This window comes from Streptomyces sp. NPDC087263 (assembly GCF_044744645.1).
Classification (GTDB): domain Bacteria; phylum Actinomycetota; class Actinomycetes; order Streptomycetales; family Streptomycetaceae; genus Streptomyces.
This window is the reverse complement of sequence record NZ_JBIUYT010000007.1, coordinates 442,120-455,294: the sequence shown is the minus strand read 5'-3', so window position 1 is coordinate 455,294 and position 13,175 is coordinate 442,120. Positions and strand designations below refer to the sequence as shown.

Here is a 13,175-nt window from a genome sequence, read left to right as displayed (position 1 = left end):
ACCGTGGTGAGTGTGTCCTAGTCCACGTCGTCGTCGCGGCAGCTGCCGTGGATACGGCCTCGTACGCGACTCCGACACTCGGGCCGCAGCTCGAACGCGCCGCTTCCGCCTCCGTCGGCGGCCGGCCCGGGCAGGTAGTCGATGCGGGGCAGGGCCGCGGCCTGCCGCAGACAGCGGTCGATCCGGTGCCGCGTCCAGTGGTCGCCCTGCTCGACCGGTTTGCCGAGCATGTTGCCCGGGATCCGGCCCGGCCGGCCCCCGTGGACGCGGTCGGCGAGCTCGGTGCCCACAGAGGTCGTGGCTCCGGGCCACCCAATTCCGGGCGGCCGCGCGCGGTGTTCCCGGGGACGGCCGGGGCATGACGGCGGGGGCTTCCTCCGGTTAAGGTCACAGCGGCGCGACTGCCTTGACGTGAGCAAGGCCAGAAAGCAAGGGGATGCAAGGTGGCGGACGCTGCTGTGAACCGGACTCGGCAGGCGGCACGTGTGCTGATCGCCGCGGACAAGTTCAAGGGATCGCTGACGGCCGTGCAGGTCGCCGAGCGGGTGACGGCCGGGCTGCGCCGTGTCGCGCCGCAGGTCGAGGTCGAGTCGCTGCCGGTGGCCGACGGAGGCGACGGGACCGTCGACGCGGCCGTCGCGGCCGGATTCGAACGGCGTGAGGTACGGGTCGCCGGGCCGCTCGGCGACGAGATCACGGCGGCGTACGCACTGCGCGGCGACACGGCGGTCGTGGAGATGGCGGAGGCCAGCGGGCTGCAGCGGCTGCCCGCCGGGGTCTTCGCGCCACTCACGTCCTCGACGTACGGATCGGGGGAGCTGCTGCGGGCCGCGCTGGACGCCGGGGCGCGGTCCCTCGTGTTCGGCGTGGGCGGCAGCGCCACGACCGATGGGGGCGCGGGGATGCTGTCGGCGCTCGGTGCGCGGTTCCTGGACGCGGAGGGTGAGCCCGTAGCTCCCGGCGGTGGCGCGCTGAGCGAGGTCGCGACCGCGGACCTGTCCGGCCTCGACACCCGGCTCTCCTCGGTCGACTTCGTGCTCGCCTCCGACGTGGACAACCCGCTCACGGGTCCCAAGGGCGCGCCCGCCGTGTACGGCCCGCAGAAGGGCGCGAACCCCGACGACGTGGCCACCCTTGACGCGGCCCTCGCCCACTTCGCCGCCGTCCTGGAGAAGGCCATCGGCTCCAAGGCCGCCGAGTACGCGGTGGCGCCCGGTGCGGGGGCCGCGGGCGGTATCGGGTACGGCGCCCTCGTGCTCGGCGCCCGCTTCCGCCCCGGTATCGAGGTCATGCTCGACGTCCTGGGCTTCGCGGCCGCGCTGGAGCGGGCCACGCTGGTGATCACCGGGGAGGGGTCCCTCGACGAGCAGACCCTCCACGGCAAGGCTCCTGCCGGGGTGGCCGCCGCCGCGCGTGCCGCGGGCAAGGAGGTCGTCGCGGTCTGCGGCCGTCTGGGCCTTCGTCCGGAAGCCCTCGGCAAGGCCGGTATCCGCCGCGCGTACCCCCTCACCGAGGTGGAGCCCGACATCGGCAAGTGCATCGAGGACGCGGGGCCGATCCTGGAGAAGGTCGCGGAGAACATCGGGCGGGACTTCTTGAACTGAGGGGGGTGGGGGTTGGGGGTGGGTTTGTTCGCCCTCTCCGCCCCTGCCCATCCCTTGTTCCTGGGGCTGCCGCCCCCAGACCCCCGCATCGCGCCGAACGCGCTCGTCCTCAAACGCCGGACGGGCTGAAAGTCTCTTTCCCCGGCCGGGAGAGATTCAGCCCCTCCGGCGTTTGAGGAGCGGGGTCTGGGGCGGAGCCCCGGGAACAAGGGACGGGTAGGGGCGGAGGGGGCGAAAAACACCGCATCCAACCCCAACATCATCCACGCCGAGGGCCCCGAACCAGCTGGTTCGGGGCCCTCGGTCACGTACAAGTACGTACAAGCGCGAACTACGGCAGCTGAGCCGCGCGTGCCTCGCGCCGGTTGTCGCGGAAGTTGTTCACCCGGCGGGCCGTGGCGAAGAGCGGGATCACCGCGCCGGTCACCAGCTGCAGCGCACAGCCGGTCTGGAGCAGCAGCTGACCTCCGGGGGCGTCGAAGGCCCAGGCGGCGAGCAGACCCATGGAGACCACGATCCAGGAGAGCATCGCCCCCGCGAGGGGCCCCCGCGGCTTCGGGTACTCGACCCGGCTCACCATCAGCCAGGCGGTGCCGAGGATCGCCATGAGCGTGGCGACGAACGGCAGCTCCAGGAGGACGATGGAGACCACGGTGAGCGCCCCGAAGGGCGACGGCATGCCCTGGAACGTGCCGTCCTTGACCGTGACGCAGGAGAAGCGCGCGAGTCTCAGGACGACCGCGAGGAGGACCACGATGGCCCCCACCGCCGCCACCCGCTGGTGCGCGTCGTCCGCGACCATGCCGTAGACCAGCACGAAGTACGCCGGAGCGAGTCCGAAGCTGATCAGGTCGGACAGGTTGTCCAGCTCCGCGCCCATGGGGGAGGAGCGCAGCTTGCGGGCCACCAGGCCGTCGAAGAGGTCGAAGACCGCCGCGCACAGCATGAGGATGACGGCAGTGGCGGCACTGTGCCGCGCCATGCCGGTCTCCTGGCTGCCCGTGAGGTGCGGGATCAGGATGCCGGTGGTGGTGAAGTACACCGCCATGAAGCCGCAGGTCGCGTTGCCCAGGGTGAGGGTGTCCGCTATCGAGAGGCGGAGGGAGAGGGGCATCTCCTCGTCGTCCGCCTCGTCGGCCTCCGGCACCCAGCCGCTGCGGGCCTGCGTCTCGGGATCAATCACGGTCAATTCGAGTCACCCCAGCCACGGTCTTCTGACCGACCTCCACGTCCACCTCGACACCCTCGGGGAGGTAGATGTCGACGCGCGAGCCGAACCGGATCAGACCGATCCGCTCGCCCTGCTCGACCTTCGTACCCTGAGGGACGTAGGGAACGATACGGCGGGCGACCGCGCCGGCGATCTGGATCATCTCGATGTCACCGAGCTCGGTGTCGAAGTGCCAGACGACGCGCTCGTTGTTCTCGCTCTCCTTGTTGAACGCCGGAACGAACCCACCGGGGATGTGCTCGACCGACGTCACCGTGCCGGAGAGGGGCGCGCGGTTGACGTGGACGTTCAGCGGGCTCATGAAGATCGCGACGCGGGTGCGTCCGTCCTTCCAGGGCATGATGCTCTGCACCACACCGTCGGCGGGCGAGATGACCCGGCCCTGGGTGATCTCGCGCTCGGGGTCCCGGAAGAACCACAGCATGCCCGCCGCGAGCGCGGTGGCGGGCACGGCCACGGCCTTGGCGGCGCCGGAACGGCGCGCGCGTACCAGGCTGAGTGCTGCGGTGGCGACGGTCGGGAGAAGCCACGGCGATGCTCCGCGCGCGAGGCGTACGCCTGCCAGGCTGTCGCGAGGTGCAGAGGTTTGGCTGTGGGGCATGGATGACCTTCGTAGCGGATGATGCCGCGCTCTGAAAACGGGGGACGGCGGCTTTCCCGGGATCGTACCGGTCGCGGGCCACAACTGAGCAAGCCAGGAAGCCGAGTCGGCGGCTGAAGAGTGCTGACGGGGTGTGATGTTCTTCTCGAAGGAAACACCCCTAACCGGGACATCTATCCCTGCACTCGGTACTCTTCGAGCAGCCTGCGCCCGATGATCATTTTCTGGATCTCGGCGGTACCTTCACCGATCAGCAGCATCGGTGCCTCGCGGTAGAGGCGCTCGATCTCGTACTCCTTGGAGAAGCCGTAACCGCCGTGGATCCGGAAGGCGTCCTCGACTACTTCCTTGCAGTACTCGGAGGCGAGGTACTTCGCCATCCCTGCTTCGAGGTCGTTTCGTTCGCCCGAGTCCTTTTTGCGTGCTGCGTTCACCATCATCGCATGGGCGGCCTCGACCTTGGTAGCCATCTCGGCCAGCTTGAACTGGATCGCCTGGTGCTGGGCGATCGGCTTGCCGAAAGTGTGACGCTGCTGTGCATAGGAGACACCCAGCTCGAACGCACGTTGTGCGACGCCACAGCCACGTGCTGCCACATTGACGCGCCCCACCTCGACGCCGTCCATCATTTGGTAAAACCCTCGGCCGGTGGTCCCGCCGAGCACGCGATTGGCCGGAATGCGCAGTCCGTCCATGATGAGCTCGGTGGTGTCGACACCCTTGTAACCCATCTTGTCGATCTTCCCGGGGATGGTGAGGCCGGGGCGGACCTCTCCGAAGCCGGGCTCCTTCTCGACCAGGAAGGTCGTCATCGACTTGTGGGCCGGAGTGCCCTCGGGGTGTCCTTCGTCACTCTTCACGAGGACGGCCACCAGGTTCGACGTGCCGCCGTTCGTCAGCCACATCTTCTGACCGTTCAGGACGTACTCGTCGCCGTCCTTGACCGCTTTCGACGTGATCGCCGACACGTCCGAGCCAAGCGCCGGCTCGGACATGGAGAACGCGCCGCGCACCTCGCCGAGCGCCATGCGCGGCAGGAAGTGGTCCTTCTGCTCCTGCGTGCCGTGCTGCTTGAGCATGTAGGCCACGATGAAGTGGGTGTTGATGATGCCGGACACCGACATCCAGCCGCGGGCGATCTCCTCGACGCACAGCGCGTACGTCAGGAGGGACTCGCCCAGACCGCCGTACTCCTCGGGGATCATCAGCCCGAAGAGGCCCAACTCCTTGAGGCCGTCGACGATCTGCTGCGGGTACTCGTCGCGGTGCTCCAGCTCGGTCGCGACCGGGATGATCTCCTTGTCCACGAAGTCCCGGACGGTGGAGAGGATTTCCTGCTGGATGTCGGTGAGACCGGCGGTCTGGGCGAGTCGCGCCATGGCTACTTCTCCTGCTCCTTGAGCCGGGGGCGGCCGGGCTGCTCGCCGCCGCGCTCCTTGATGTACGTCTCGGTGGGGACCATCACCTTGCGGCGGAACACACAGACCAGCGTGCCGTCCTGCTTGTAGCCCTTGGTCTCGACGTGGACGATTCCGCGGTCGTTCTTCGACTTCGAGGGCGTCTTGTCCAGGACCGTCGTCTCGCCGTAGATCGTGTCGCCGTGGAAGGTCGGCGCCACGTGCTTCAGCGACTCGACCTCCAGGTTGGCGATCGCCTTGCCGGACACGTCCGGCACCGACATGCCGAGCAGGAGCGAGTAGATGTAGTTCCCGACGACGACGTTCTTCCCGAAGTCTGTCGTGTTCTCCGCGTAGTTGCTGTCCATGTGGAGCGGGTGGTGGTTCATGGTCAGCAGACAGAAGAGGTGGTCGTCGTACTCCGTGACCGTCTTTCCGGGCCAGTGCTTGTAGACCGCGCCGACCTCGAACTCCTCGTAGGTGCGTCCGAACTGCATGGCGCTCAGGCCTCCGGGGCTTCGAACTTGGACGTGCGCTGCATACCGGCTGCCCGGCCCTTGCCCGAGATGACGAGCGCCATCTTGCGGCTGGCCTCGTCGATCATCTCGTCGCCGAGCATCGCGGAGCCCTTCTTGCCGCCCGCCTCGGACGTGCAGTACTCGTAGGCGTCCAGGATCAGTTCGGCGTGGTCGAAGTCCTCCTGGGAGGGCGAGAAGATCTCGTTCGACGCCTCGACCTGGCCCGGGTGCAGCACCCACTTGCCGTCGAAGCCGAGGGCGGCGGCGCGCTGCGCGACCTCGCGGTAGCCGTCCACATTGCGGATCAGCAGATACGGGCCGTCGATCGCCTGGAGGTCGTAGGTACGGGCCGCCATCAGGATCTTCATCAGGATGTAGTGGTAGGCGTCCGCGCCGTAGCCGGGCGGCTGTTCGCCCACGACCAGGGTCTTCATGTTGATCGACGCCATGAAGTCGGCCGGGCCGAAGATGATCGTCTCGGTGCGCGGCGAGGCGGCCGCGATCTCGTTCACGTTGACCAGACCCTTGGCGTTCTCGATCTGCGCCTCGATACCGATCCGCCCGACCTCGAAGCCCATCGTCTTCTCGATCTGCGTCAGCAGCAGGTCGAGCGCGACGACCTGCTGGGCGTCCTGGACCTTCGGCAGCATGATGCAGTCGAGGTTGGGCCCCGCACCCTCGACGACCGTGACGACATCGCGGTACGTCCACTCGGTCGTCCAGTCGTTGACGCGCACGACCCTCGTCTTGCCGGTCCAGTCGCCCTCGTTGAGGAACTTGACGATGGTGTGCCGCGCCTCGGGCTTGGCGAGCGGCGCGCACGCGTCCTCCAGGTCCAGGAAGACCTGGTCCGCGGGGAGGCCCTGGGCCTTCTCCAGGAAGCGGGGGTTGCTTCCCGGCACCGCGAGGCAGGAGCGTCGCGGGCGGAGCCGGTTCACGGGGGCGGGGCTGGTCATGCGGGGACCTCCAGGGGGTCGAGCTTGTTCGCTTTGCGGATCTCGTCGACGATACGGCCGATGATTCCGGTGATGTCGAAGTCCTTCGGGGTGAAGACCGCGGCCACTCCCGCGGCCCGCAGCAGTTGGGCGTCGGCGTTCGGGATGATCCCGCCGGCGATCACCGGGATGTCGCCCGCACCGGCCGCACGCAGCCGCTCCAGTACGTCGGGCACCAGCTGGGCGTGCGAGCCGGACAGGATCGACAGACCGACGCCGTGCACGTCCTCGGCGACGGCCGCGGCCACGATCTCCTCGGGGGTGAGCCGGATGCCCTGGTAGACCACCTCGAACCCGGCGTCGCGGGCCCGTACGGCGATCTGCTCGGCGCCGTTGGAGTGCCCGTCCAGGCCGGGCTTGCCCACCAGGAAGCGGAGCTTGCCGACCCCGAGGTCGCGGGCGGTCACCGTGACCTTGCGGCGCACCAGCGCCATCGCGGTGCCCTCCTCGGCGGTGACCGCGACGGGCGCGGACGAGACCCCGGTGGGGGCACGGAACTCGCCGAACACCTCGCGCAGGGCGCCGGACCACTCACCGGTCGTGACACCGGCGCGGGCGCACTCCAGGGTGGCTTCCATGAGGTTGTCGGTGCCCTTGGCGGCGGTCTTCAGCCGCTCCAGCGCCTTGCACGGCCGCGGGTGGTTGAACGGCGGCTGATAGCGGGTGTCACGCCAGTTCTGGAGGGCGGCGACCACCCGGGCCTCGACCGCCGGGTCGACCGTCTGGATCGCCGCGTCCAGGTCGGCCGTGAGCGGGTTCGGTTCGGTCGTCTCGAAGATGTTGACGCCGACGATCTTGTCGGTGCCGCCCTCGATACGGGCCCGGCGCTCGGCGTGCGAGGAGACGAGCTGCGACTTCAGATAGCCCGACTCGACGGCGGCCATCGCGCCGCCCATCTTCTCGATACGGTCCATCTCGGCGAGCGACTCCTCCACCAGCGAAGCCACCTTGGCCTCGATGACGTGCGAGCCCTCGAAGATGTCCGCGTACTCCAGCAGGTCGCTCTCGTAGGCCAGCACCTGCTGCATGCGCAGCGACCACTGCTGGTCCCAGGGCCGGGGCAGGCCCAAGGCCTCGTTCCAGGCGGGCAGTTGTACGGCGCGCGCGCGTGCGTCCTTCGACAGCGTCACCGCCAGCATCTCAAGCACGATCCGCTGGACGTTGTTCTCCGGCTGCGCCTCGGTCAGGCCGAGGGAGTTGACCTGGACGCCGTACCGGAAGCGCCGCTGCCTGGCGTCCTCGATGCCGTACCGCTCGCGCGTGATCTTGTCCCAGATCCGCCCGAACGCCCGCATCTTGCACATCTCCTCGATGAAGCGGACGCCCGCGTTCACGAAGAAGGAGATACGCGCGACGACATCGCCCTTGCGCTCCTCGGCGATCTGCCCGGACGCGAACACCGCGTCCAGTACGGCGATCGCGGTGGACATCGCGTACGCGATCTCCTGGACCGGGGTGGCTCCCGCCTCCTGGAGGTGGTAGCTGCAGATGTTGATCGGGTTCCACTTTGGGATGTGGTTCACCGTGTAGGTGATCATGTCCGTCGTCAGCCGCAGCGAGGGCACCGGCGGGAAGACGTGCGTCCCCCGCGACAGGTACTCCTTCACGATGTCGTTCTGCGTCGTCCCCTGGAGCTGGGTGATGTCCGCGCCCTGCTCCTCGGCGACGACCTGGTAGAGCGCCAGCAGCCACATGGCGGTGGCGTTGATGGTCATCGAGGTGTTCATCTGCTCCAGCGGGATGTCCTGGAACAGCCGGCGCATGTCACCGACGTGCGAGACCGGTACGCCGACCCGCCCGACCTCGCCGCGGGCGAGGATGTGATCGGGGTCGTAGCCGGTCTGCGTCGGCAGGTCGAAGGCCACGGAGAGGCCCGTCTGACCCTTGGCGAGGTTGCGCCGGTACAGCTCGTTGGACGCCTCGGCGGTGGAGTGACCGGCGTACGTCCGCATGAGCCACGGCCGGTCCTTCTGGCGCTCAGTCATCTACGTGACCTCAGACGTTCCGGAAGCGGTTGATGGCGTCGATGTGCTGGGCGCGCTTGTCCTCGTCGCGGACGCCCAGGCCCTCGCGGGGTGCGAGCGCCAGGACTCCGACCTTGCCCTGATGGAGGTTGCGGTGCACGTCGTAGGCGGCCTGGCCGGTGTCCTCCAGGGAGTACACCCGGGAGAGCGTCGGGTGGATCTTGCCCTTGGCGACGAGCCGGTTGGCCTCCCAGGCCTCGCGGTAGTTGGCGAAGTGCGAGCCGACGATCTTCTTCAGGGACATCCACAGGTAGCGGTTGTCGTACTCGTGGTTGTACCCCGACGTCGAGGCGCAGGTGACGATGGTGCCGCCCTTGCGGGTGACGTAGACGCTCGCGCCGAAGGTCTCGCGGCCCGGGTGCTCGAAGACGATGTCCACGTCCTCGCCGCCGGTCAGCTCGCGGATCCGCTTGCCGAAGCGCTTCCACTCCTTGGGGTCCTGGTGGTGCTCGTCCTTCCAGAAGCGGTAGTCCTCGGCGTTGCGGTCGATGATCGCCTCGGCGCCCATCGCCCGGCAGATGTCCGCCTTCTGGGGGCTGCTCACGACACAGATGGGGTTGGCGCCGCCGGCGAGCGCGAACTGTGTGGCGTACGAGCCGAGTCCGCCGCTCGCGCCCCAGATCAGGACGTTGTCGCCCTGTTTCATGCCGGCGCCGTTGCGGGAGACCAGCTGGCGGTACGCGGTCGAGTTCACCAGGCCCGGGGCGGCGGCCTCCTCCCAGCTGAGGTGGTCCGGCTTCGGCATCAGCTGGTTGGACTTGACGAGCGCGATCTCGGCGAGACCGCCGAAGTTGGTCTCGAAGCCCCAGATGCGCTGCTCGGGGTCGAGCATCGTGTCGTTGTGGCCGTCCGACGATTCCAGCTCGACGGACAGACAGTGCGCGACGACCTCGTCGCCGGGCCGCCAGGCGTTCACGCCGGGGCCGGTGCGCAGCACGACGCCCGCGAGGTCGGAGCCGATGATGTGGTACGGCAGGTCGTGCCGCTTGGTGAGCTCGCTGAGCCTGCCGTAGCGCTCCAGGAACCCGAAGGTCGCCATCGGTTCGAAGATCGAGGTCCACACCGAGTTGTAGTTGACGGAGGAGGCCATCACGGCCACCAGGGCCTCGCCCGGGCCGAGTTCGGGCACCGGCACATCGTCCAGGTGGATCGACTTGCGTGGGTCCTTGTCGCGGGTTTCGAGCCCGGCGAACATCTCCGTCTCGTCCTTGTGCACGGTGATCGCGCGGTACGAATCAGGGAGCGGCAGAGCGGCGAAGTCGGCGGACGTGGCCGTCTGCGACTGAATCGCGTCCAGGATTTCCTTCACGGTGTTGCCTCCGGCGACTGGCGTCTCGAGGGAAGACGCTGAGGGTTACGTCGGTGCTGCTGCTGGGTGTGAGGGGTGTGCCGTCGGTTCGGCGGAGGTGGTGCTGTGGCAGCGCCGGGTGGGCGCAGGAGGTTGCCTGTGACGCAGGCGTCCGGGCGCGCTCGCCATTGGCTTGCGGGGACAGCCGACGTACGAAAGGTCTCTGCACGCCGGCCGCCCGGACTCCTTCAAGGTATGGCACGCCGTGTCACCTGACAAGGCACGGAGTGCCATGAATTGCGCTCAGGTGAAATCTTTACGTAACACGTGAGCGATGATCGATCAGGTGGGAGTCTGGTGAGGGAACAAAAACGCCGGACGAGTCCAAATCGGACGCGTCCGGCGAATCGGTGAGTGCCTTACTTCGACCGCTCCCGGAGAGCCTGCTCGATGGTCCGCATGACCTGGTCCAGCGGGGCATCGACCCGGGCGACGGTCACCAGGACGTCCCCCTCCGTGAAGGCGGACGTCGAGGCCACCTGGGGCGCGAGCTCGCGCCCCGCGCCGATCCCGGTCCCGAAGGTCTTCCGCACGATCGAGAAGGCGTGGTCGAGCTGGGACTCGACATCGCCCTGCGCCCCCGCCCGGAGCCAGCGCCGCAGCACATGGTTGTGTGCCGTGACGACCGCGGACGCGGCGACCTCCGCGAGCAGCGGGTCGTCGTTGGCGTCGTCGTCGTGCGCGTGCTCGTCGAAGTGGCCCAGCAGATAGCGGGTGAACAGTCGCTCGTAGCGGGCCACGGACGCGATCTCGGCCTCGCGCAGCGTCGGCACCTCGCGGGTGAGCTTGTAGCGCGAGACGGAGATCTCGGGCTGGGCCGCGTACATCTTCATGACTTCCTTGATGCCGCGGCACACCGTGTCGAGTGGGTGCTCGTGCGCGGGAGCCGCGTTCAGCACGGCCTCGGCCCGGATCAGGGTGTCGTCGTGGTCGGGAAAGATCGCCTCTTCCTTGGAACGGAAGTGGCGGAAGAACGTGCGACGCGCGACCCCGGCCTGAGCCGCGATCTCGTCGACGGTGGTCGCCTCGTATCCCTTGGTCGCGAACAGCTCCATGGCCGCGGCCGCCAGCTCGCGACGCATCTTGAGCCGCTGGGCCGCCGCGCGACTGCCCGCGGCACTCTCCGGCGCGTCGGACGTGGCAGGTGTACGTGAGGACTTGGCGGGCTGGGACATGCCCCGAACGTACTGCATCGGTGCAGGAGAGTGCGCATGTCCGGGGATCCCCCCGCCCTCCGTGGGCGGGGGGTTTCCGGTCGGGCCGAACAGGCCGCCCCAGCGGGCGCCGCCTTCGAACCAGTCGCCCGCTCGCTCAGCGCCGGGCGGCATACTCGCGGAAGCCGCGGCCCGTCTTGCGGCCGAGGCAGCCGGCGGCCACCAGATGCTCCAGGAGCGGCGCCGGGGCGAGCCCCGGGTCGCGGAACTCGAGGTGCAGGACCTTCTCGATGGCCAGCGAGACATCGAGCCCGACCACGTCCAGGAGCTCGAAGGGGCCCATGGGATATCCGCCGCCGAGCTTCATCGCGGCGTCGATGTCGTCGAGCGTCGCGTAGTGCTCCTGGACCATCTTGATCGCGTTGTTCAGGTACGGGAACAGCAGCGCGTTCACGATGAATCCGGCCCGGTCCCCGCAGTCCACCGGATGCTTGCGGATCTTCGCGCAGACCTCGCGCACGGTGGCGTGCACGTCGTCCGCGGTCAGCACCGTCCGCACGACCTCGACGAGCTTCATCGCCGGGGCCGGGTTGAAGAAGTGCATGCCGATGACGTCCGCCGGGCGCGAGGTGGCGCGGGCGCAGGCGACGACGGGCAGCGAGGACGTGGTGGTGGCGAGGATCGCGCCGGGCTTGCAGACCTTGTCGAACGTCGCGAACAGCTGCCGCTTGATCTCCAGGTCCTCGGCGACCGCCTCCAGCGCCAGATCGACGTCCTCGAAGGCGTCGTACGAGCCCGCCGGGGTGATCCGGTCCAGCGTCTGAACCGCCGCCTCGGCCGTCAGCCGCCCCTTGTCGACGGAGCGCGAAAGCGACGTGCCGATACGGGCCTTGGCGGCCTGTGCCTTCTCCTCGCTGCGGGCGGCGAGGACGACCTCGTACCCGGCCTTCGCGAAGACCTCGGCGATGCCGGACGCCATGGTGCCGGAGCCCGCGACACCGACCGAGCGGACGGTGCGGCCGGGGGCGAGGGCGACGCCTTCGAGGGGAGTCAGCGCGTCCCGCACGACGACCGCGCTGCCGGGAGCCTCGTACGAGTAGAAGCCGCGCCCCGACTTCCGGCCGGTCAGGCCCGCCTCGCTGAGCTGCTTGAGGAGGGGCGCGGGCGCGTGCAGCCGGTCGTGCGACTCGGCGTACATGGCCTCCAGGACCGTCCGAGCGGTGTCGACGCCGATCAGGTCGAGCAGTGCCAGTGGGCCCATCGGCAGCCCGCAGCCGAGCTTCATCGCGGCGTCGATGTCCTCGCGGGAGGCGTACTTGGCCTCGTACATCGCGGCGGCCTGGTTGAGATAGCCGAACAGCAGTCCGTCCGCGACGAACCCGGGGCGGTCGCCGACCGCGACGGGTTCCTTGCCGAGCTCGATGGCCAGGTCGGTGACCGCGGCGACGGCCGCCGGCGCGGTCAGCACCGAGGAGACGACCTCGACGAGCTTCATCGCGGGCGCCGGGTTGAAGAAGTGCAGGCCAAGGACGCGCTCGGGGTGGGCCGAGTCGGCGGCGAGGCGGGTCACGGACAGCGCGTTCGTGCCGGTGGCCAGGATCGTCCCAGGACGCACGATGCCGTCCAGTGCGCGGATGACCTGCTGCTTAATGTCGTACGACTCCGGAGTCACCTCGATGACCAGGTCGGCGTCGGCCGCGGCGGCCAGGTCGCTGAACGTGCGGAAGCGGGACAGGACCTCGTCGCGCTCCTGCTCGGTGAGCCGCTCGCGACGCACGGCGCGGGCGGTGGAGGCTTCGAGCGCCGTGACCGCCTGGGCGGCGGCGGCCTCGCTGATGTCGATGCCGATGACGTCGCGGCCGGCGCGGGCCAGGACTTCGGCGATGCCGGTGCCCATCGTGCCGAGGCCGATGACGGCGACGGTCTTCAGCGGGGACGGAGAGGTGTCGGAAAGGGGAGTGGCCATCGCGGGACTCCAGGGAGAGGGTGACGACTGAGGACCGCACGCGGGGACGCCGACAGGCGCACACGGTGCGGGAGTTGGTGCGGGTGATGCCGGGCTGACGAGCGCACACGCCCGGTGCCGTCCCTGGGCGAAGCACATGAGCCCAGCGAGCGGTGAAGCCGACCGGCTCTGTCCCGGAGCCATGTCGCACTGAAGTACCGAACCGACTGCCTTCACGGCGGCTGCGTCACCAGGCCACCGTGAGCAAAACGCGAGTGGGTAACTCGCTCGTCTGAGCTTAACCCGCCAGTAACGAGCGCGCCAGCCCCCGAGTTTGTGATGTACGTCCCCGCACCTC

The 13,175-nt window shown here is 68.9% G+C and carries 11 protein-coding genes; 1 reads left to right on the top strand and 10 read right to left on the bottom strand.

Translation table 11 applies throughout. From position 1 onward, the window contains the following. Positions 1-17: 17 nt before the first annotated feature. Positions 18-290, bottom strand: a complete 273-nt coding sequence (locus ACIPC1_RS24670) for a hypothetical protein (protein ID WP_402520605.1) — start codon at positions 288-290, stop codon at positions 18-20. Positions 291-485: 195 nt separating this feature from the next. Here ACIPC1_RS24670 and ACIPC1_RS24665 point away from each other — a divergent pair, with 195 nt between their 5' ends. Then, on the top strand, positions 486-1,604 hold the full coding sequence (locus ACIPC1_RS24665) for a glycerate kinase (RefSeq protein ID WP_402520597.1): 1,119 nt from the start codon (positions 486-488) through the stop codon (positions 1,602-1,604). A 331-nt stretch (positions 1,605-1,935) separates the two neighbouring features. Here ACIPC1_RS24665 and pssA read toward each other — a convergent pair whose 3' ends face one another. From pssA to ACIPC1_RS24620, 9 genes are all read right to left on the bottom strand, one after another. Next, positions 1,936-2,751, bottom strand: a complete 816-nt coding sequence (pssA, locus tag ACIPC1_RS24660) for a CDP-diacylglycerol--serine O-phosphatidyltransferase (RefSeq protein ID WP_402520595.1) — start codon at positions 2,749-2,751, stop codon at positions 1,936-1,938. 28 nt (positions 2,752-2,779) lie between these two features. Then, on the bottom strand, positions 2,780-3,436 hold the full coding sequence (locus tag ACIPC1_RS24655) for a phosphatidylserine decarboxylase (protein WP_402520379.1): 657 nt from the start codon (positions 3,434-3,436) through the stop codon (positions 2,780-2,782). 173 nt (positions 3,437-3,609) lie between these two features. Continuing rightward, positions 3,610-4,815 carry an acyl-CoA dehydrogenase family protein gene (locus ACIPC1_RS24650; protein ID WP_402520377.1) on the bottom strand — a complete coding sequence of 402 codons (1,206 nt, stop codon included), beginning with the start codon at positions 4,813-4,815 and terminating at the stop codon, positions 3,610-3,612. A gap of 2 nt (positions 4,816-4,817) precedes the next feature. Continuing rightward, positions 4,818-5,330 carry a MaoC family dehydratase gene (locus ACIPC1_RS24645; RefSeq protein ID WP_402520375.1) on the bottom strand — a complete coding sequence of 171 codons (513 nt, stop codon included), beginning with the start codon at positions 5,328-5,330 and terminating at the stop codon, positions 4,818-4,820. A 5-nt stretch (positions 5,331-5,335) separates the two neighbouring features. After that, a complete protein-coding gene (locus ACIPC1_RS24640; protein ID WP_402520373.1) occupies positions 5,336-6,307 on the bottom strand; it encodes an HpcH/HpaI aldolase/citrate lyase family protein in 972 nt (323 codons plus the stop codon). After that, positions 6,304-8,331 (bottom strand): protein meaA, encoded by a 2,028-nt coding sequence (locus tag ACIPC1_RS24635; RefSeq protein ID WP_402520371.1) that lies wholly within the window; start codon positions 8,329-8,331, stop codon positions 6,304-6,306. The genes ACIPC1_RS24640 and ACIPC1_RS24635 overlap by 4 nt, the downstream gene beginning before the upstream one ends. Before the next feature lie 10 nt (positions 8,332-8,341). After that, positions 8,342-9,679: a crotonyl-CoA carboxylase/reductase gene (gene ccrA, locus ACIPC1_RS24630; RefSeq protein ID WP_402520369.1), complete on the bottom strand. Its 1,338-nt coding sequence runs from the start codon at positions 9,677-9,679 to the stop codon at positions 8,342-8,344. Positions 9,680-10,077: 398 nt separating this feature from the next. Then, the gene (locus tag ACIPC1_RS24625; protein WP_402520367.1) at positions 10,078-10,893 is read right to left on the bottom strand and encodes a TetR family transcriptional regulator; all 816 of its coding nucleotides are present in this window, start codon (positions 10,891-10,893) and stop codon (positions 10,078-10,080) included. Between the two features lie 136 nt (positions 10,894-11,029). Then, positions 11,030-12,838 (bottom strand): 3-hydroxyacyl-CoA dehydrogenase family protein, encoded by a 1,809-nt coding sequence (locus ACIPC1_RS24620; RefSeq protein WP_402520365.1) that lies wholly within the window; start codon positions 12,836-12,838, stop codon positions 11,030-11,032. Positions 12,839-13,175: the final 337 nt, after the last annotated feature.